Here is a 19,722-nt window from a genome sequence, read left to right as displayed (position 1 = left end):
GGAATTTCCCGGTGCAGCCGACTTCGCTATTTCATTTCCTGCGGTTCCCGCGGAGTCCCGTTCCAGGGACCCTGGGGGTTTGGAGACCTACTGCCCGTTGGCCTTGTCCTCGAACTGCTGGCGCGTTTCCAGCCGCGGGTCGTTCCCGTCAGGAACGACCATGACCGGGCCCTTCGAATGGTGCAGGACCCCTTGGCTGGTGGATCCGAGCAGCATGCCGGCAAAACCGCCGCGGCCACGCGAACCCGTCACCAGCAACCGCGAGGTCTGCGATTCACGGATCAGCACCTCAACGGGCGATCCCTCGACAACGTCGGTTTCGATCTCGAGATCGGGGAAGTAGCTCTGCAGCCAGGCCTTGCCGATGGCCATCTGGTGGCGCACATCTGCGGTGACGGCTTCCTGGTCCACGGTCGCAGGCATCCAAGCCAAGGCGCCGCTGACCGGTGGCAATGCGCACACGATGCGCATTGACAGGCCACGGGAGGCAGCCATTTCAGCCGCAACCAGAACGGCCATCCGGGCACGATCCGAACCGTCCACACCCACGACGATCCTGTCCTGGATTTCCGGGTCGTCTTCGGGCCTGTTGGCAACACACACCGGCACCACCACGGTGGGGCATTTGGCATGGGCCGGTAGCGCACTGGAAACGGATCCAAGCAGGCGACCGACGAATCCGCCGCGGCCTCGGGTGCCGACGACGATCAGTTCGGCCTGGCGGCTTAGATCCAGCAGGACCCCGGAAGGATCCCCGGATTCGATGTAGGTGCGAACCGTCAGGCCCTCCTCGGAAACGGTTGCACGGGCCTGGCGAACCACTTCCTCCGCGCCGTTGCGGATCAACTGGTCGTCAAGCGTTGCGTAGCCGGCGTCCATGGAGGAGGCGGCAAACACCGGGATGGTGTAGGCGGTGACAATGTTCAGGACGCTGCCGCGCCGTTTTGCCTCCCGGGCAGCCCATTTCAGTGCGCACAGACCCTGGTCCGAACCGTCGACACCAACGACGATTCCCTCGATGGCCTCGGCATCTTCCTGAGGCACAGGTTTTTCGCTCATCGTCTTCACTCCTACGTGTCACGGTCTGCGGCAACACGGGTTTGCCCGATCGGGCCCCGTATCCCCATTGTTCACCACAGTGTGACGTGGGTCTATCAACGATCGGGTGTGGCGCAATTCCCTCCCGAACTTTCGCCTAAAGGCTTAAAACCGAACTATAATTCCCCCATGCCCAAACAGGATCACTCCCTCCAAAACAAGACGGACGTTTCCCGTCTTGACCGATACTTCAAAGTCACCGAACGTGGCTCCAACTTCTCGCGCGAGATCCGCGGCGGCTTCGCCACGTTCTTCGCCATGAGCTACATCGTCGTGCTCAACCCGCTCATCCTGGCTGGCGCCGATGCCAACGGCGATGAGCTCGGGTTCTCCCGCGTGGCAGCCGTGACGGCACTGGTTGCCGGCATCATGACCATCCTGATGGGCGCCTGGGCCCGTCACCCGTTCGCCATGGCAACAGGCCTCGGCGTCAACGCATTCGTGGCGATCACCGTCGCAACGAACCCGTCCCTCACGTGGCCCGACGTCATGGGCCTCGTCGTGATTTCCGGCATCACGATGCTGGTCCTGGTGCTGACCGGGTTCCGTACCGCAGTCTTCAACGCGGTTCCGGCGAGCCTCAAGACGGCAATCGTCGTCGGCATCGGCATGTTCATCGCACTGATCGGCCTTGTCAACGCCGGATTCGTGCGACGCATCCCGGACGCCGCCGGCACCACCGTCCCGGTGGGCCTGGGCTTCGACGGCACGCTGGCCGGCTGGCCGATCCTCGTGTTCGTTTTCGGCCTGCTGCTCACCATCGCCCTGGTGGTCCGCAAGGTCAAGGGTGCGATCCTCATCGGCATCGTGGCCTCGGCGGTCCTGGCGAACATCCTTGAGGTCGTCTTCAAGATCGGCCCGTCCTTCGACGCCGCCACCGGCAACGTCAACCCGCAGGGCTGGTCCCTGGTTGTCCCGTCGCTGCCCGAGTGGACCGCCCCCGACCTGTCCCTGCTGGGCCAGGTCAACGTGTTCGGCGCGTTCCAGCACCTCGGCGTGACGGCGGCCCTGCTGCTTGCCTTCGTCATCCTGCTCTCGATCTTCTTCGACGCCATGGGCACCATGGTGGGCCTGGCCAACGAGGCCGGCAGCGTTGACAAGGACGGCAACATCCCGAACGTGGACAAGGTCCTGCTGGTGGATGCCCTGGGCGCCATCGTCGGCGGCGGCGCATCGTCCTCCTCCAACCAGATCTACGTGGAGTCCGGCGCCGGCATCGGCGAAGGCGCACGTACCGGCCTGGCCTCGATCGTGACTGGCCTGCTGTTCATCGCCGCGATGTTCCTGACCCCGCTGATCTACCTGGTGCCGTTCGAGGCAGTTGCCCCGGCGCTGGTTGTCGTCGGCTTCATGATGATCTCGCAGGTGGGCAAGATCGACTGGAACGACTGGGGCGTGGCCATTCCCTCGTTCCTGACCTTCGTGTTGATGCCGTTCACCTACTCGATCGCCAACGGCATCGGCGCCGGGTTCATCTCCTTCGTCTTCATCCGTGCCATCCAGGGCCGGGCCCGCGAGGTGCACCCGCTGATGTGGGCCGTCGCCGCGGCGTTCCTGCTCTTCTTCGGCATCGGCGTGATCGAACAGGCCATGGGAATGTAACCTCCCACGGACGGCAAAGCCGGGGAACACCATGGTGTTCCCCGGCTTTTGCCGTCCCCGGGGCCGGCTTGTGCCGGGACCGGACTCTCCCGGACCCGGCTCGGTGCGCGGTCAGGGTCGCACGCGCAGCTTCCACAGGGAGGTGATTTCCGACGAGCGTTCGGCGTGGAAGGGGTCGCCGGCATCCGCGCTGCGGCCGTGGGTCGGGACGGTGTCCGCGCGCCCTGCGACTTCCAGCCCGGCGGCGTCGATCCAGCCCAGGAGCTCCGCCCGGCTGCGCAATCCGAGGCGTTCGGCCAGGTCGGAGATGACAAGCCAGCCCTCTCCCCCAGGGCTCAGGTGGCCGGGAAGCCCGTTGAGGAATTCGCGCAGCATGCGGGACTTCGGGTCGTAGACCGCGTAGTCGAGCAGCGTCTGCGGGGTTCCGGGCAGCCACGGCGGGTTGCAGACGATGAGCGAGGCTCGCCCTTCCGGGAACATGTCGCGCACTATCGCGGATGCACGGCCGTCCAGGCCCAGGTGCGCGAAGTTCTCCCGGGCGCAGGCAACCGCCCGTTCCTGCGAGTCGGTGCCGACGACTTCGGCCACCCCGCGCTTGGCCAGGATGGCGGCCAGCACGCCCGTGCCGGTGCCGATGTCGAAGGCCCGGTCCGTGCCGGGCAGCTCCGCCTCCGCCACCAGCTCCAGGTACTCCCCGCGCACGGGGGCGAAGGTGCCGTAGTGCGGGTGGATCCGAGCCCCGAGCGCCGGCACCTCAAGGCCGGTGGAGCGCCATTGCTGGGCGCCGACGGCGCCGAGCAGTTCCTGAAGTGTCACGAGCGTCGGTTCGGTGACGGGGCCGAAGGCGTTGAGCCAGGCCTCGGCAACGTCCGGCGCCCGGCGCAGGGCCACAGCCGGCCCGGGCACCACGGGGACCAGCAACATCGAGAGCATGCGGGAGCGTTGCGTGCGGGCCTGCCGGTACTTGTAGAAGCGTTCGGCGGTGGTCGCCGCGGCGGCCTTGCGCTTGGGCCTGCCGGCATCCGGCGCGCGCCGGCCCATGGCGCTGAGCAGCTGGCGGGCGTTGTGGTAGTCCCCGGTCCACAGCATGCCTACGCCCTGTGCCGCCATCCGGTGCGCTTCGTCGGCCGTCAGGCCGTCGTCGACGGGGACGATGCGGGCCGGCGGCTTGGCCCCGTTTGACGATGACCAGAGTGAGCTGCGGGTGCTGCCGTCCTGTTCCCAGGAAACATGTGTTGGCGTGCTCATGGGGGTTCGGGGTGCTCCTGCTGTCGAATAACCTGCCCGTTCCGGGACCTCGGCGCAATCCCCTTGCGGATCCGCCGGGCCGGCCGGCCGCGCCGGACCCGGATGTCCGCCGCACCCCAAGCCTATAGGGGGCGCGGGGTCCCGGCTCCTTCCGGCAAGCATTCCCCGTGGCGCATGTTTGCTAGATGGCGGTTGCGTGGCGGGCGAAAGCCCGGACCGCGGCGTCGTCCCAATGCTGTGCCGGAACCCCGCCGCCGAGCAGTTCCCTGGTGAAATCCGGGCCGGTAGGGATCGGTGCGTTGGATCCGGCGATGATGACGTTGCCATAGCGCCGGCCCTTGAGCATGGGCGGGTCTGCGACGATGGCGACGTGCTTGAAGACGGAGCCAATGGTTGCCGCCTCGCGCTTGGCGTTGTCCAGCGCCGGGGTGTCGCCGCAATTGACGACGTAGAGCCCGTCGGTATCCAGCACCCGGGCCACGTGCGCCGTGAATTCCAGCGTCGTCAGGTCCTTGGGGGTCTGGTCGCCGGCAAATACGTCGCGGATAACCAGGTCGCGGGTGGCGTCGGTCAGGCTTCGCAACACCTCGCCGGCCTCCCCCACACGCAGGCGCAGGAGCGGCGCGCGCGGCAGGTCGAACCAGGCCCTCACCAGTTCGGCAAGCTTCCCGTCGAGTTCCACCACCACCTGGCGTGCGTTCGGGTAGGTGGCTGCCGCCCAGCGGGCCATCGAGCAGGCCCCGCCGCCCAGGTGCAACGCCCGCAGCTTCGATTCGTTCCCGTCGTAGGCCACGGGGGCGAAGCGCGAGCGGACCAACGCGGCGATCCAGCGCATGTACTCGAAATCGAGCCGCTCGGGTGCAGCGAGGTCCACGTGGGAGGAGGGAACGCCGTTGACCTTGAGGATCCAGCCCTCCGGCGAATAGTGGTCGCGTTCCAGAGTCGCCGTGCCGGTATCGATCGGGTAGGTGCCCTCGACCGGCCCGGCGTCCGCGGCCTCGGCGGCGGCCTGTTCGGCGGCAGGGGCCTTGGCGCGCTTCCCGCGTCCCTTAGCCACGGCGGGTGCCCCGGCGAACCATGCGGACTTCGTTAAGGCCTTCCCAGTCGTCGGCGAGGGCCTCAACGCGGCCGTCGGCAACAAATCCGTGGCGGGCATAGAACGCCCGGGCGCGGGCGTTGCCCTCCAGCACCCAGAGAACCGCGTCGCGGCCAGTAAGCACGGTCTCGAGGAGCCGCTGGCCAAGTCCCGTGCCGTGGTGGTCCCCCAGGACATAGAGAAGCTGCAGTTCGATGCCCACGCCGGTATCCGCGTCGTCGTCGGCCGCAGGGCCACCGCCTGCGACCCCGACGATGTTGGACTGCCCGTCGGTGGCGATCCAGAGTTCTGCGCCCTGCGCCAATCCGCGGGTCCACCAGTCCTCTTCCGCCTCCATGCGTGCCTCGGCAGCGGAGAAGAAGGACTCTGGACGCTGGTCCTTGTACGTTTCGCGCCAGGCCCGGAGCTTCATGCCCAGGGTTGCCTTGACGTCTTCGGGCGCGGCGCGGCGGATCTCGTAGGTCTCGGTAGTCACGCTGCAAGCCTATGTGCAATCCAGGCACGCGGCCCAACCCCACGTCGTGGCCTTCGGCACGCGCTCTCAGCGCACGACGGCCAGCGCGAAGCCGTCCCAACCCTTGACGCCGACGGTCTGCATGGCCGTGGCGTCCAGCCGGGGGTTGCTTCCCAGCATCTCGATCCCGTCCCGGACACCCTTCAGCATGCGCCCGGCGTCGTCCACGGGCTCACCCGGGTGCAGTACCCCGCCCTCGCGCACCACATTGTCCACCACGATGACACTTCCCGGGTGCCCCAGCGTGATCGCGGACTGGATGTAGTGCGCGTTGTTTTCCTTGTCGGCGTCGATGAAGATCAGGTCAAAGGGTTCGCCGCCTTCGGCCAGCAGCGCATCGAGGGTATCGAGCGCGGGGCCGATGCGGATTTCAACCCGCTCTTCGACGCCGGCGGCGGCCAGGTTGTCCGCTGCGATCCTGGCATGCAGGGGTTCGAACTCGCAGGTCACCACCTGTCCGTCGATACCCACGCCACGGGCCAGCCAAGTTGTCGAGTATCCGCCAAGGGTCCCGATTTCCAGGACTCGTTTGGCCGAGGCGATTTGGGCCAGCAGCATCAGGAACTTCCCCTGGACTTCACTGACCTCGATCCGGGGCAGCCCTGCCTCGTGCGCCCGGCGGCGGGCGGCATCCATCCCGGGTTCCGGGTCCAAGAGCATTTCAACGAAATACGCATCGACTTCGGCCGGTGTGGCCGGTTCGGCTGGGCTGTCCATGGGAGCTACTCCTGCGCGTCAAGGGCCCTTTCCAGGCGCTCGATCTTTCCTGTCAATTCCCCGCTGTAGCCAGGACGGATGTCCGCCTTGAGAACGAGGGAAACCCGCGACCCGTAGGCCGCAACGGCCTCCGTCGCCCGCTTGATGACATCCATGACCTCGTCCCATTCCCCCTCGATCTCGGTGAACATCGATGAGGTGGAATTCGGCAACCCCGATTCGCGGACGATCTTGACGGCCGCGGCCACGGCGTTGTGGACCGATCCATCCGCGTTGTCGGTACTGGGGGCAAGGGAAAAGGCGACGATCATGGTTCAACTGTGCCACCGCCCACCCCTCATGTCACGGTGGCGCGTCCGAATGCCAACTCCGTCCCGCGGACACTGGACGGTGTTTAGCCCCAGCCGAGCCAGCGGAGCAGGGCGGCCGCAGCGGCCCCTGCGATAACAACCACCAGAAACGGCGCCCGAAGCACAAGTGCGATAGCTGCCGCAACGAGTGCACCGATCCGCGCATCGAGTACGACGCTGGTTCCGCTGGCTACGGTGTTGACCATCGTAAGTGAGGCCAACAGGCCGATCGTCAGCGCGCCGGCAGCCCTCGTCATCTTCTCGTTCTCCAGCAATTTCTCGGGCACCAGGAAGCCCAGCATCTTGATGCCGTATGCCGCGACACACCCGGCGATGATCCACCACCACAGTTCACTCACTGGGCATTCCCTTCACTCGCATGCGGCTCAACGTCGGGCTCGAGGCCTTCACTTGCCGGCCCTTTGCCGAAGTATCCCCATACTCCCGCGATGACCGCGGCAACCAAGATCGGAACTCCCGGCGGCACCAAGGGAACCACGAGAATCGTCGCCAGGGCGCACACCGAGGCGATGGCGATCGGCTCTGCCGACTTCAGCCGAGGCCACAGAAGACCCAGGAATGCGGCGACGGCGGCGCCGTCCAGCCCCCACGCCTTGGGGTCCCCCAGCGCGTCGCCAAGGAGTGCTCCGACGACCGTAAAGATATTCCACATCACATATATGCCAAGACCGGCAACCCAAAACCCGCGCTTCTGCTCAGAAGGTTCGCGCTGCCCCGCGGCGGTGGCTATGGATTCATCGATGGTGACATGAACTGCGGCAAACTTTCTCCAACCGCGCGGCTTGAGCATCGACTTGACCTGCATGCCGTAGACGGCATTGCGCACCCCCAGCAAGGTCGCCGCGCCGAATGCCGCACCGGGAGCACCGCCACCCGCGATCACACCGATAAAGGCGAACTGGGAGCCGCCGGTGAACATCAACAGGCTCAGGGCCGACACCTGCCACACGCTGAGCCCCGCCGCGACCCCCAGTGCCCCGTACGAAATGGCGTAAAGGCCCGTGGCGACCGCGATGGATAAGCCGACCTTGGTCGCGGGGGTCATTTTGGGAAGCACACACCAAGCTTAGCTGCCAAAAACAGGCTCCCACGAGGCGCTGGGGCGCACCCTGCGGCCTGCCGGCCATAGACTGGAAATCCGAAGCCGGTAGCGGATACGCCCCAAGACTAAGGAAAGCCAATGCTTGAAGGAACGATTGTGGTTGTCCCATCGAAACCGACCGGATGGTCCCTGATCCTGCGTGGCGCGCTTGCCGTGGTCTTCGCCGTGGTCATTCTTGCCTGGTCCGACATCACTGTCGCAGCAACGGTATTCATCTTCGGTCTTTTCACCCTGGCCGACGGGGCCCTGAGCCTCGGGCTGTGGTTTGCATCGCGCAAGGGCCGCAGGAGCCCATGGTTGCTCTGGCTGGGCATCATTTCGGTGGCCGCCGGGCTCGTGGCCATGATCTGGCCCAACAAAACCGCAATCGTTGTGGTGCTGATCATCGGCTGGTGGGCTTTGGCCCTCGGGGTGCTTCAGGTCGTTTCGGCGCTGGCCGCGCGCAAGGTGTTCCCGTTCTGGTGGGTGGGCCTGGTCAGCGGCGGCATCACCCTGGCGCTTGGCCTGTGGCTGGTGCTTGCGCCCGGGACGGGCATCCTTGCAATGCTCGCGGTAATCGCGACCTTCCTGATCCTTGCCGGTATCGCCATGGTGTTCGAAGGGTTCAAGACCCTGCGCTCCGCCTCTGCCTAGGGATCGACCGGGTCGGCCGGTTCCCGGTTTCCGGAAACCGGCCGGCTTCCTATGCGTGGAGCGATTCGTAGCGCACCTTCAGTGCGCCGCGCTTCACCTTGGCTTCGAGGATCTTGCTGTCCTTGAGGCATGACAAGTCCCGGACATGCGTGCCGCCACAGGGTTCTGCGTTAACCCCCTCGATCGCGACGGTTCGCACGCCCTGCGCATCCGTGGTGGCTGAAACGCCTGCGGAAGTTGCGACAAGCCGATCGAGCTCCGCCTGGAGTTCCGCGATGGCACCGGCTCGGGCCTCGGGATCCGAGAAGTCCTCCGTGAGGCTTTCCGGACGGAAATCAAGCCTGGCTTGTCCCGGGAAGTGGCTGTGTCCGCTGTGTTCCCAGCTTCGCTGTTCTCCGATGAACCCCACCAGGTGCCCGGCTGTGTGCAGCGCGGCATGCAAAAGCCGTGTTTCCGGGTCGACCGCCGAGGAGACCTTGGTGCCCACCGGAAGAGCGCCTGCGCCGCCCAGGACGACAAGTCCGTCCTCGTTGCGTGAGACGCTCACCTCGAGGCCGTTGACGGTCCCTGTGTCCTCGAGCTGCCCTCCGCCTCGCGGGTGGAAGATATTCGGGCTCAGGGCAATCCACGACGCACCTTCGGCGTCCGTTCCGTTGGCGATGACACTGGCCTCTGTCTCGAAGAGGTAGGTGTCCTGGTAATAGGCGTTTACTTGTTGATCCACGCGAAGATTCTACGCGCCGGTCAGGACGGCGGATCGCTGACCCGCTGCGGTTTCAGGAAAGTCCCAGATGCGCCTTGATGGCGGCCGGAACATTGCTTGTCAGCTGTGAAACCCCGAGGTCGACAAGGTACGTCGCGTCCCGCGGGTCATCGACTGTCCAGACCCTGAAGGTGGCGCCCCGGCGCATCCAGTCTTCGACTAGGGCCGGATGCTCACGCACATAGGCGACTCCCGGCCCGGCCAGCGCGGGGATACCCGAATCCAGCAATTCGACGCCCTGGGTCATGGCCTGCGCCAGGACCGCAGCGACCCCGGCCCTGTCGGTTTCGCCTGCCAGCACGAGTTCGTCGATCCATTCCTCGTCCACGTCCGTGACAAGTTGGCATACGTGACGTGCGGGGATCCGATCCAGCAGGTAGCGCACGGAACCTGGGTCGAAGCTCATGAACGTGACATAGATCTTTCCGATCATTGAGTCCTCGGCGTTCCAGCCGAGATCGGCGAGTACGGCCAGCGTTGCGTCCTCGAGCCTCCGCCCGAAGGGGCTGGGATGCTTGATTTCCACCGCCAGCCCAACGTCCCTGTCCGAACCCTGCATGAGCAGCACGAGTTCCCGCAAGGTGACCAGTTGTTCCCCGATCGTCCCGTACTCCGCGGGGATCGAGGGGTTCTTCCAGGACGAGAAGTCCAGTTCCCGCAGGTCCTCCAGCGACTTCTCGCCGACCCGCCCGGTGGAGTTGGAGGTTCTGTCGACGGTCGGGTCGTGGTGGCAGACCACGAACCCGTCGGAGCTCAGGTGCACGTCGCATTCGATGCCGTCGGCGCCCTCGGCAAGCGCCTGCAGGTAGGCCGCCCTGGTGTTTTCAGCATAGGCCTTGGACGATCCCCGGTGTGCGTAGACGAGAGTGCGCATGGGGATCACGCTACAACGAGGCCCGGGCCAGCGCGTAGCCGGCCACACCCACCGGCGGGTGAACTATCGTGGAATCCTGTTCCATCAACCCTCCAGGCGCGGGAGCCACCTCACATGCCAACTACTCGACCGTCCCTTGCGGCGGAAAACAATGCGGCGAAGGCCGCGTCGCTGCGCCACATGAAACGGGTGGCCACCGGGCTGCTCATCGTCATGGCGATCGTTTTTGCAGTGGCCTTTGCCCTGCAGCACCGCTATCCGTGGTTGGAGTATGTGCGGGCCGCGGCGGAGGGCGGAATGGTCGGTGCCCTGGCGGACTGGTTCGCCGTCACGGCACTCTTCCGCCACCCCATGGGGCTGAAGATTCCCCACACGGCGATCATCGAGCGCAAGAAGGACCAGATCGGCGAGAGCCTTGGCGAATTCGTCCAAGAGAACTTCCTCTCGCGGGAGGTCGTCGACGGCAAGCTGCGGCAGCTCGACGTGGCGGGAAGCGCGGGGCGTTGGCTGGCGAAGGAGGAATCGGCGGCACGGGTGGCCCAGGAGGCGGCGACCGTCATCGGCGCGGTGCTGGAGGTGCTCGACGACAAGGACGTGCTGGTGCTGGTCGAATCCCTGGCCAGGAAACACATGCTCGCACCGGAATGGTCCTCCACCCTGGGACGCATCATGCAGCGCGTCATCGAGGACGGGCACCACAAGCCCGCGATAGACCTGCTGGCCGAACGCGCGGAGAAATGGGTTGCCGCCAACCGCGGCATGATCGTTTCCACGGTGTCCCAGCACTCGCCCTCGTGGGTGCCGTCCCTGGTCGACACGTTGCTCGGGGAAAAGCTCCACCGTGAATTGGGCAAGTTCGTGGCAGGCGTCCGCGCCGACCCGTCCCATCCCATGCGCCAGAGCATCGATGCCTGGCTCCGCAGCTTCGCGGCGGACATGCAGAACGACCCGTTGATGGTCGAGAAGGTCGAGGCCCTGAAGCACTCGCTGCTGGGCGATCCGCAGCTGCGCGAGCTGGCGGCGGCGAGCTGGTCCTCGGTGAAGGCCGCACTGCTGGATGCGATGAACAACCCTGAATCCGAATTGCGCAGGTCGATGGTGGCGGGGATCCGGGATCTCGGCCGGAGGCTGGAAAACGACGAACGCCTTGCCGCGAAGGTGAACCTCTGGGTGTCCAACGCCGCGGGATACGTCATCGACAACTACCGGGGACAGATCACGTCGCTGATCACCGATACGGTGGCCCGCTGGGACGGCCGGGAAACCAGCGACAAGATCGAGCTGCAGGTCGGACGGGACCTGCAGTTCATCCGCATCAACGGCACTGTCGTCGGGTCGCTGGCCGGCCTGGGCATCTTCACCCTGGCCAACGCGCTGCTGCGCTGATCAGGGAGGGCCCTCAGCGGCCGGTGTTGCGCCGTGCCCGCTCGGCCTCGATCTGCGCCTCTACCTCCGCTGCAGCATCCGCTTCTCCGTCCGCGGCCCTGGCCGAGACCTCGGTGGGCGCGGATTTCGACCCGGGCTCGACCAGCAGCTGGCCGGGGATCGTGGTGGGTATCGTCCCGAAAGCGAGTCCCGCGGCCTCGACCACGCGCTTGCCCAGGTAGCGGTTGCCAACCCCTCCGATGGCGGCGCCGATCCCGAAGGGCACGATGCGGCCCAGCATCGAGGCGCCCTGCGTGGCCAGCATCTTCTTCATGAAGGTCTTCTGCATGGTGCCCTGCATGGTGGCCCAGAGGCTGGCGGGCTTGTTTGCCCCGAACATGGCGGCCCATCCCTTGACGGGTCCGGCGCCCCGACCCGCGGCCTGGTGGGTGAACGCCGCAATCATGGAACTTCCCTCGTCACCCAGCAGGATCGCCATGACGAGCAGGCGCGCCTTGTCCGGGTTCTCCGTGGTGATTCCGTGCAACTCGGCCAGCGACTGCCCATAGAGGGCGCTCGCCTCGAGGAATCCGACGGTCGCCGCGGCGGAAAAACCCAAGGCGGCAGCGGTTCCCACCACGGGCAGGGCCGCGGTGGCACCCACTGCGGCTCCCGAACCGGTGATGGCCAGGAGGTAGTCGCGCTCGACCAGCTTGGCGAGCTCGGCCGCCGTGTGGTTCGGGTGCTTGCGGCGCAATCGGCGCAGGTAGGCCAGGACGAGCGGGCGCTGGACCCCCACGGCCTTCATGATGGCACCTTGGATCCCGGCCACGGGCTTGCCGTCGGGGCCAATGACGCTGGAAGTGATCGGGTCCTTTTTCATTCTGGGATCAACTCTAGGCGCAGCAGGGGGCAGGAGGCACGGGTGTTTTTCGCAGGGCGAAAGCGGGACGTGCGCACCGTGCCGCCGGCGGCGGGGGCCAAGGGGCTCGCGTTGCCGCCCGGGGGCTATGCGGTTCGTGCGGCTTCGCGCGCCCCGCCGGCAACATGCCCCTTGACCGCTGCGCGCATCGCAACGAACAAGAGCACGACGGCGGCGGTGAGGCCGATGTGTCCCAGCCCGGCGATTCCGGCGAGCGCCGCGGATCCCGACCCGGCTCCCACCACCACGAGGGTCCCCTGCACGAGCATCATGCCCCCAGTCAGCGCCACGCCCGCGGTCCACATCCAGTAGAACCAGTTGAAGGCACGCGGTGCGGCTTCGGAGATGCCGAACACCTTTTCCAGTGCCATCACGATGAGCAGGAAGATGAATCCCAGGACCAGCAGGTGCGTGTGCACGAGCGGCAGCTGGGAGGCCGAGCGGTCCAGGAAGCCGTGGCCCTTGGTCAGTTCCCTGTAGTAGAGCCCGGAGAGCACCCCGGTGGCCCCGAAAGCAAAAGCCGTGTACAACATGCGCATCATCTGGGGTGACACTCCCGTTCGGTGGCGCCCGAGTGGTGGATGGACATCGGGTTGCGCCCTCGGGCTTCGAGCGCAACCGTCCCACCCTCCACCATGGTGCCGGCACCGGGTGGCCGCATCAACCATCCGGTTGATGGTGCGCGGGGTCGCCCCGGCTAGCGCAGGTAGTGCCGGAGGAAGGCAGCGACGTCGCGTTCCTCGGCCGCACCGAAACCGTGCCCCATGCCCGGGTAGCTGCGTGCCGTCAACGCCGTGTTCCGTTCCAGCCATTCCCGGGTGAAGTCCACGGCATCCGGGTTGATGACCAGGTCCTGGGGGTCGCGCCCCCAGAAGAACGGGACGCCCCGGCCCGGCTCCGGCTCGCTGTCGGTGAGGTTCAGCAGATCGTTGGACAGCACGAACCCGCTGAGCCCGACGATCGCGCGGTAGCTCCCCGGACGAAGCCGGTGCAGCGTCGTTGCCATGGCCATCCCCTGCGAGTGGCCCAGCAGGCTGATCGAGCGGTAGCCGATGGCGTACCTGTCCTGCCAGTCGAGCACCCGCTGGGCGGCCGATACCACCTCGGCGAAATCGTTGGCCAGGAAGTAGTCAAGCAGGAACCAGCCTCTGTCCCCGCCCACGTCCAGCGGCCCGCGCAGCGCGGCGCCCGTCGCCCCTGCCGGGAGTGCCGCAAACCACTGCAGCATGCGTTCGGGGTTCGACCCGTAGCCGTGCAGCATGAGCACCAGGTCCGTGTTGCCCCGTTGGCCGGCCTCCCGGGAATAGATCGCCTCGTCCATGAACCCCAGCCTAGCCGCCGGGGATGCACCGGCATTCCGCCCCCGGAATGCTGTAAGTTGAGGTCAACCCGTAGTGACGGGCGCCACATGCGCATGTTTGGCGAAGGAGATTGTCCGTGTTAAACGCAAGACCGGCAGACGGCACGGCCGGCGGGCCCGCCGCGGCAGCCCGCTTCGCGGCGTACGACAAGGCGCTGGCCGAGGCCGGCCTCGACGCCCGCCCCGTGGGGCTGCTTGACCTGGAACATTTCGAGTCCAACGCCCGCGACCTGGTCCGGCGCGCCTCCGGAAAGCCGATCCGGGTCGCCTCCAAGTCCTTGCGCATGCGCCGCGCCCTTCGGCACGCACTGGGCATGCCCGGCTTCGCCGGCGTCCTGGCTTTCACCCTCCCGGAGGCGATCTGGCTCGCCGAATCGGGCACCGGCGACATCGTGGTGGGCTACCCGTGCACGGATGCCGCGGCACTGAGGGCCCTGGCGGCCAGCGACACGGCGCGCGCGGCCGTCACCCTGATGGTCGACGACATCGGGCAGCTCGACCTGCTGGAACGGGCGGCCCCCGGCCATCCGGCGGTGCGCGTCGCCATCGACATGGACGCCTCCTACCGGCCCGTGCGCGGCCTCAGCATCGGCGCCGCGCGTTCCCCGCTGCGCACCGCCGCGGACGTCACGCGGCTGGCCATGGGGATCCTGCGGCGGCCCAACCTCCGGCTGGTCGGGCTCATGGCCTACGAGGGGCAGATTGCCGGCGTGGGCGACGGGGCCCCCGGGGCCCGGGGCGCCGCGGTGCGCGCCATGCAGCGGGCCTCCGCCGCAGACATCCTCGCCCGGCGGGCGGAGGCCGTCGCCGCGCTGGAAACGCTCGTGGAGCTTGAATTCGTGAACGGCGGCGGCACCGGGTCGCTGGAAACGACGGCGCGGGAATCCGCGGTGACGGAGGTCGCCGCGGGTTCCGGGCTCATCGGCCCCGGCCTTTTCGACGGCTACCGGGACTTCCGCCCCCGGCACGCCCTGCATTTCGGGCTGAACGTGTCCCGTCGGCCCGACCCCTCCACCGTCACGGTGCTCGGTGGCGGCTGGGTTGCTTCCGGCCCCGCCGGCCGGGACAGGCTGCCCACCCCGGCCTGGCCACCGGGCCTGCGCTACCGCGGCACGGAGGGGCCCGGCGAGGTGCAGACGCCGCTGGTCGGCGAGGCCGCGCGCACGCTGGCGCTGGGCGACACCGTCTACTTCCGGCATGCCAAGGCCGGCGAGGTAGCCGAGCGGCTGGCGGACATCGCCGTGTATTCCCACGGCAGCATCGTCGACACCTGGCCGACGTACCGCTCCGAGGGGAAGGCCTTCCTGTGAAGAACCCACGCATCCCGGGACTTGCGAAGTCCGGGACCTGGCGCAACTGGGCCTCGAGCGCCGTGGCCACCCCGCGTGCCGTTGCCGTGCCGCGGGACGAGGCTGGCATCGCCGCCGCCCTGGGTGCGGCCGCCGGGTCCGGGTCATCCCTCCGGGTGGTGGGCGGGGCGCATTCGTTCACGCCGCTCGCCGCGACGGACGGGACGCTGCTCTCGCTGGAGCACTTCAGCGGCATCGTCCGCGTGGACCCGCCCACCGGCCAGGTCCGCTTCCGCGCCGGGACCCGGCTGCGCGACATCGGCCGGCTGCTGGAGCCCTACGGGCTGGCCCTGGCCAACATGGGCGACATCGACCACCAGTCGCTGGCCGGCGCCATCAACACCTCGACCCACGGAACGGGCCTTGCCTTCACCGGATTCTCCGGGGCCGTCACAGCCCTGCGGATCATGCTGCCCAACGGCGAGGCCCGCGAATGCTCACCCACCTCGAACCCCGGGCTCTTCCAGGCCGCGCGGGTGGGCCTGGGCGCCCTGGGCGTGCTCACCGAGATCACCCTGCAGTGCGTGCCCCGCTTCAAGCTGCACGCCCGCGAGGAGCCCGAACCGCTGGCGGGGATGCTCGAGTCCTTCGTCGACCGCGTGGTGCTCAGCGACCACCTGGAGTTCTACTGGTTCCCCTACACGGAAACGGCCCTGGCCAAGACCAATACGCGGCTGCCCGACGACGCGGTGCCGGACCCGGTGCCGTGGCACGGCCGGCTCATCAACGACGAGCTGGTGGGCAACGCCGCGTTCTCCGCAATGTGCCAGGTCGGCGCCAGGATCCCCGCAACGGTTCCGTCCATCAACCGGTTCGCGGCGAAGGCGCTGGCCGTGCGCAGCTACACCGACCAGTCCGAGCGGGTCTTCGTCGCGCCCCGCCGGGTGCGCTTCCGCGAAATGGAGTACTCGATCGAGCTGGCCGCCCTGCCGGCGGTCTTCGCCGAGGTCCGCGCGGTGATCGAGGCCCACCCGCACAAGGTCTCCTTCCCGCTGGAGGTCCGGGCGACGGGGGCGGACGACACCTGGCTGGGCACCGCCTCGGGCCGGCAGAGCGCCTACATCGCCGTGCACCGCTACGCGGGCGAGCCCTCGCGGGAGTTCTTCGAGGCCGTCGAGCGGGTCTTCGTGCACCACGGCGGCCGGCCACACTGGGGCAAGCTGCACACCCGCGATTCCTCCTACCTGGCCTCCGCCTACCCGCACTTCAACGACTTCCTGGAACAGCGCGACGCCGCGGACCCGCAGGGAACCATGCTCAACGCGCACCTGCGACGGGTGCTGGGACGCTGAGGTTCGGGGCACGGGGTGCCGCGCCCCGGGGCGCCCCCGCCGAAATTCGCGCGCACCGCGCACCACGACCCATACTTGGCGCATGAGAATCGATTCGCTGGACGTGTCTTTGATCGAGCTGCTCACCGACGAACCCGGCATCGGGGTCATGGAGTGTTCCAAACGCCTCGGCGTCGCCCGCGGCACGGTGCAGAACCGCCTGAACCGGCTGCACGAGTCGGGGGTCGTCACCCGGATCGCCCCGCACATCGACCCCACGGCCATGGGGTACCCGGTGACGGCCTTCTGCTCGCTGAAGATCCAGCAGCGGCGCGGGCAGGTCGGGGTCGCCGCGGAACTGGCAACCATCCCGGAGATCCTGGAAATGCACACCGTCTCCGGTTCGAGCGACATGTTGGTGAAGATCGTGGCCCGTTCGACGAAGGACCTGCAGCGCGTCCTGGATGCGATTTCGGTGACGGAGGGCATGAGCCGTTCCTCGTCCTCGATCGTGCTGGAAACGCACTTTGAGAACCGCACCCTTCCGCTGGCCCGGGAGGCCGTGCGGCAGGGCCCCGGCGAGGACGGAGCGGCAGCGCCCGCACCGCGTGAACCGGCCGCCCGCAATGGCGGTAGGCTAAGTTCGGCTACGAAAAATGCTGGGCACAATGCCTAGCATTCAACTGCCAACGCTACTCTTCGTGTACATCTTGTATGGTCTTTCGCTGGGCAGTTGACCGGCGGACACCGGCTTCGTAGTTTATGTGAGACGCGTCACCGATGACGCGCCACCGGTATATTCCACGGAGGCACGATGACAATCGCCCAGCGCACTTCTCTCCAGGCGATCCCCGCTTACAAGCAGGGGGCCACCCCCGGCGAGCACGAACAGGCGTTCAAGCTCTCGTCGAACGAGAACCCGTTCCCGCCGCTGGCCCCGGTCACGACAGCCCTCGCCGCCGAGCTGGGAAACATCAACGAATACCCCAACGCCGCCGCCCCCGAACTCGTCGGCATGCTGGCCGAACGCTTCGGCGTGGACCCGGCCGCCATCGCCCTGGGCGCGGGCTCCGTGGAGGTCGCCGGGCAGCTGATCCACGCGACAACCAACCCCGGCGACGAGGTCATGTTCGCCTGGCGCTCCTTCGAGGCCTACCCGATCCTGGCCCACGTCGCCGGCGCAACCCCCGTGATGGTCCCGCTGGATTCCGCTGACGCCCACGACCTCGAGGCCATGGCCGCGGCGATCACCGAGCGCACCTCCCTGGTCTTCATCTGCAACCCCAACAACCCGACCGGCACCGTGGTGGACACCGCGGCCCTCGACGCGTTCATGGCCAAGGTCCCGGCACGCGTGCTCGTCGTCATCGACGAGGCCTACGTGCACTTCAACGTGCACGGCGACTCGGCGATCGGCATGGACTTCTTCCGCCGCTACCCCAACGTCGCGGTGCTGCACACCTTCTCCAAGGCCTACGGCCTGGCCGGGCTGCGCATCGGGTACGCCATCGCGCCGGTCGACGTCGCCGCGAACCTGCGCAAGACCGCCGTCCCGTTCGGTGTGACGGCCCTGGCCCAGCGCGCCGCAGTGCTCAGCCTTGAGCACGAGCCCGAGCTGCAGGTGCGTATCGACACCCTCATCGAGGAACGCACCAAGCTGGTTGCCTCCCTCCGCGCGGCGGGCGTGGAACTGGGCGACTCGCACGCCAACTTCATCTGGCTCAACACCGGCGAGCGGACTGCGGCGGTCGACGCCTCGTTGCGCGCCGCGGGAGTATGGGCCCGCGCCTTCGCCGGCGAGGGAATCCGCATTTCCATCGGTTCCGAACAGGCCAACGCGCTGATCGCCGGCGCCGTCGTTGCGGCACTGCAGGAGACGCCCGCGCATGTCTAGCACCACCACGGGTTCCGGCAGCAACCTCACCACCCGCCAGATCACCATGATGGGCATCGGCGGCGCCATCGGCGCCGGCCTGTTCATCGGGTCGGGGCAGGCCGTCGCGGTGGCCGGGCCCAGCGTCATCCTGGCCTTCGCACTGGCCGGCTTCCTGGTCATCCTGATCATGAACATGCTCGGCGAGATGGCTGCGGCCAACCCGTCGTCCGGCTCGTTTTCCGTCTATGCCACCAAGGCACTGGGTCCGAACGCCGGGGCGGTGATCGGCTGGCTGTACTGGATCCAGGCGGTCATCGTCATTTCGGCCGAGGCCACCGGGGCCGCGGCGATCATCGGCGGCTGGATCCCCGGGGTGTCCCAGGGAACCTGGTCGTTGATCTTCGTCGGCCTGCTGACCGCCGTCAACCTGGCCCACGTCTCGAAGTTCGGCCAGTTCGAGTTCTGGTTCTCCTTCATGAAGGTCGCGGCGATCGTCGTCTTCCTTGCCGTCGGTGCGGCCATGATCCTCGGCCTGGTGCCGGGCGTCGAGGCCACGGGCCTGAGCAACCTCGTCGCCCACGGCGGGTTCATGCCCACCGGCGTCGTGGGCCTGTGCGCAGGCCTGCTGATGGTGGTCTTCGCCTTCGGCGGCATCGAGATCGTCGCCATCGCCGCCGCCGAGAGCGAGAACCCGCGCAAGAGCATCCGCAAGGCGGTCCGCGGCGTTCTGGTGCGCGTACTGGTCTTCTACATCGGCTCCGCCCTGGTCATGGTGGCAGTGCTTCCGTGGGACTCCCCGGAGCTTGCCGCGGGCCCGTTCGTGGCCGTGCTGGGTGCCGCGAACATCCCGTGGATCGACACGATCATGGCGCTCGTGGTCGTCGTTGCCCTGCTTTCCGCCATGAACGCCAACATATATGCGGCTTCGCGCATGCTTCTTTCGCTCTCCGAGCGCAAGCTTGCCCCGCGCGTGGTGATGGTGCGGAACAAGAACAAGACCCCCTACATCGCGGTGCTCGGGTCCGTGGTCCTGTGCACCGTGGCGGTGGTCATGAACTACCTGGCGCCGGACCTCGTCATGCCGATCCTGCTCAACGCCGTGGGCTCCACGCTGCTTGTCACCTGGGGGTTCATCGCCGTGTCGCAGATCGTGCTCCGCCGGCGGGCCGACCGGGACCCGAGCATCGTCCTTCCGGTGCGCATGCCCGGCTTCCCGTACCTGTCGATCCTGGCCCTGGCCATGCTCGCGGGGATCGTGGTGCTCTCACTGTTCGATCCCTCCAGCCGCACCCAGCTCTTCGCCACCGCCGGCCTGGTCCTGGCCATCGCCGTGCTCAATGCCCTGGCACAGCGCCGGCGCCGGCGGCTCGAGGGCGGGAACCCGGAAGCCGGCGACGGACCGGGATCCGGCGGGGCAGCCGAACCCTCCGCCGAGATCGCCGCGGCAGGCACCGCGACAGGCACCGGGTCCGCGCAGCGAGCCTGACGCCCTTCCCCGTGGGGGGAAGCTACAGCAAACGCCTGAGGGGCGGCCGACAGGCCGCCCCTCAGGCGTTTTTGG

General features: G+C 67.6%; 21 protein-coding genes. 8 read left to right on the top strand and 13 right to left on the bottom strand.

The genetic code is table 11. The features are described from left to right. Nucleotides 1–87 precede the first annotated feature (87 nt). A complete protein-coding gene (locus ACSYDW_RS17330) occupies nt 88–1,059 on the bottom strand; it encodes a universal stress protein (protein ID WP_438339983.1) in 972 nt (323 codons plus the stop codon). 168 nt (nt 1,060–1,227) lie between these two features. On the opposite strand from ACSYDW_RS17330, the gene ACSYDW_RS17325 reads away from it, so the two are divergent. After that, a complete protein-coding gene (locus ACSYDW_RS17325) occupies nt 1,228–2,700 on the top strand; it encodes an NCS2 family permease (protein ID WP_438339982.1) in 1,473 nt (490 codons plus the stop codon). 111 nt (nt 2,701–2,811) lie between these two features. Here ACSYDW_RS17325 and ACSYDW_RS17320 read toward each other — a convergent pair whose 3' ends face one another. From ACSYDW_RS17320 to ACSYDW_RS17290, 7 genes are all read right to left on the bottom strand, one after another. After that, the gene (locus ACSYDW_RS17320; protein WP_438339981.1) at nt 2,812–3,948 is read right to left on the bottom strand and encodes a methyltransferase; all 1,137 of its coding nucleotides are present in this window, start codon (nt 3,946–3,948) and stop codon (nt 2,812–2,814) included. Nucleotides 3,949–4,129: 181 nt separating this feature from the next. After that, nucleotides 4,130–5,005, bottom strand: coding sequence for a spermidine synthase (locus tag ACSYDW_RS17315; protein ID WP_438339980.1), 876 nt, complete (start codon nt 5,003–5,005; stop codon nt 4,130–4,132). Further along, entirely contained in the window at nt 4,998–5,519 is a 522-nt protein-coding gene (locus ACSYDW_RS17310) for a GNAT family N-acetyltransferase (protein ID WP_438339979.1), read from the bottom strand. Before ACSYDW_RS17310 ends, ACSYDW_RS17315 begins: the two co-directional genes overlap by 8 nt. A gap of 66 nt (nt 5,520–5,585) precedes the next feature. Next, nucleotides 5,586–6,275 carry an O-methyltransferase gene (locus tag ACSYDW_RS17305; RefSeq protein WP_438339978.1) on the bottom strand — a complete coding sequence of 230 codons (690 nt, stop codon included), beginning with the start codon at nt 6,273–6,275 and terminating at the stop codon, nt 5,586–5,588. A gap of 5 nt (nt 6,276–6,280) precedes the next feature. Further along, on the bottom strand, nt 6,281–6,586 hold the full coding sequence (locus ACSYDW_RS17300) for a thiamine-binding protein (protein WP_438339977.1): 306 nt from the start codon (nt 6,584–6,586) through the stop codon (nt 6,281–6,283). Nucleotides 6,587–6,669: 83 nt separating this feature from the next. Beyond that, nucleotides 6,670–6,984: an AzlD domain-containing protein gene (locus ACSYDW_RS17295; protein WP_438339976.1), complete on the bottom strand. Its 315-nt coding sequence runs from the start codon at nt 6,982–6,984 to the stop codon at nt 6,670–6,672. Further along, entirely contained in the window at nt 6,981–7,691 is a 711-nt protein-coding gene (locus ACSYDW_RS17290; protein WP_438339975.1) for an AzlC family ABC transporter permease, read from the bottom strand. The genes ACSYDW_RS17295 and ACSYDW_RS17290 overlap by 4 nt, the downstream gene beginning before the upstream one ends. 135 nt (nt 7,692–7,826) lie before the next feature. On the opposite strand from ACSYDW_RS17290, the gene ACSYDW_RS17285 reads away from it, so the two are divergent. Then, nucleotides 7,827–8,381, top strand: coding sequence for an HdeD family acid-resistance protein (locus tag ACSYDW_RS17285; protein ID WP_438339974.1), 555 nt, complete (start codon nt 7,827–7,829; stop codon nt 8,379–8,381). A gap of 49 nt (nt 8,382–8,430) precedes the next feature. On the opposite strand, the gene ACSYDW_RS17280 is transcribed toward ACSYDW_RS17285, so the two are convergent. Together ACSYDW_RS17280 and ACSYDW_RS17275 are read right to left on the bottom strand one after the other, a co-directional pair. Beyond that, nucleotides 8,431–9,105, bottom strand: coding sequence for an alanyl-tRNA editing protein (locus tag ACSYDW_RS17280; protein WP_438339973.1), 675 nt, complete (start codon nt 9,103–9,105; stop codon nt 8,431–8,433). A gap of 52 nt (nt 9,106–9,157) precedes the next feature. Continuing rightward, on the bottom strand, nt 9,158–10,018 hold the full coding sequence (locus ACSYDW_RS17275; RefSeq protein WP_438339972.1) for a glycerophosphodiester phosphodiesterase: 861 nt from the start codon (nt 10,016–10,018) through the stop codon (nt 9,158–9,160). Nucleotides 10,019–10,132: 114 nt separating this feature from the next. Here ACSYDW_RS17275 and ACSYDW_RS17270 point away from each other — a divergent pair, with 114 nt between their 5' ends. Next, a complete protein-coding gene (locus tag ACSYDW_RS17270; protein WP_438339971.1) occupies nt 10,133–11,404 on the top strand; it encodes a DUF445 domain-containing protein in 1,272 nt (423 codons plus the stop codon). A gap of 13 nt (nt 11,405–11,417) precedes the next feature. On the opposite strand, the gene ACSYDW_RS17265 is transcribed toward ACSYDW_RS17270, so the two are convergent. The 3 genes from ACSYDW_RS17265 to ACSYDW_RS17255 form a co-directional block, all read right to left on the bottom strand. Further along, nucleotides 11,418–12,266: a hypothetical protein gene (locus ACSYDW_RS17265; protein WP_438339970.1), complete on the bottom strand. Its 849-nt coding sequence runs from the start codon at nt 12,264–12,266 to the stop codon at nt 11,418–11,420. A 125-nt stretch (nt 12,267–12,391) separates the two neighbouring features. After that, nucleotides 12,392–12,838 carry a DUF2871 domain-containing protein gene (locus ACSYDW_RS17260; protein WP_438339969.1) on the bottom strand — a complete coding sequence of 149 codons (447 nt, stop codon included), beginning with the start codon at nt 12,836–12,838 and terminating at the stop codon, nt 12,392–12,394. A gap of 164 nt (nt 12,839–13,002) precedes the next feature. Beyond that, complete coding sequence (locus tag ACSYDW_RS17255) at nt 13,003–13,626, bottom strand: alpha/beta hydrolase (RefSeq protein ID WP_438339968.1); 624 nt, start codon at nt 13,624–13,626, stop codon at nt 13,003–13,005. A 116-nt stretch (nt 13,627–13,742) separates the two neighbouring features. Here ACSYDW_RS17255 and ACSYDW_RS17250 point away from each other — a divergent pair, with 116 nt between their 5' ends. From ACSYDW_RS17250 to ACSYDW_RS17230, 5 genes are all read left to right on the top strand, one after another. Further along, on the top strand, nt 13,743–14,975 hold the full coding sequence (locus ACSYDW_RS17250; protein WP_438339967.1) for an alanine racemase: 1,233 nt from the start codon (nt 13,743–13,745) through the stop codon (nt 14,973–14,975). Next, entirely contained in the window at nt 14,972–16,306 is a 1,335-nt protein-coding gene (locus ACSYDW_RS17245) for a D-arabinono-1,4-lactone oxidase (RefSeq protein WP_438339966.1), read from the top strand. Before ACSYDW_RS17250 ends, ACSYDW_RS17245 begins: the two co-directional genes overlap by 4 nt. Nucleotides 16,307–16,388: 82 nt before the next feature. Further along, nucleotides 16,389–16,961: an Lrp/AsnC family transcriptional regulator gene (locus ACSYDW_RS17240; RefSeq protein WP_438339965.1), complete on the top strand. Its 573-nt coding sequence runs from the start codon at nt 16,389–16,391 to the stop codon at nt 16,959–16,961. A 138-nt stretch (nt 16,962–17,099) separates the two neighbouring features. Then, complete coding sequence (gene hisC / locus ACSYDW_RS17235) at nt 17,100–18,179, top strand: histidinol-phosphate transaminase (protein ID WP_438339964.1); 1,080 nt, start codon at nt 17,100–17,102, stop codon at nt 18,177–18,179. After that, nucleotides 18,172–19,647, top strand: coding sequence for an amino acid permease (locus ACSYDW_RS17230; protein WP_438339963.1), 1,476 nt, complete (start codon nt 18,172–18,174; stop codon nt 19,645–19,647). Before hisC ends, ACSYDW_RS17230 begins: the two co-directional genes overlap by 8 nt. Nucleotides 19,648–19,722 lie beyond the last annotated feature (75 nt).

The sequence above is a fragment of the Paeniglutamicibacter selenitireducens genome (assembly GCF_051550675.1).
Classification (GTDB): Bacteria; Actinomycetota; Actinomycetes; order Actinomycetales; family Micrococcaceae; genus Paeniglutamicibacter.
Note: the sequence above shows the minus strand (reverse complement) of the source record. Positions and strands in the feature narration are given on the sequence as shown.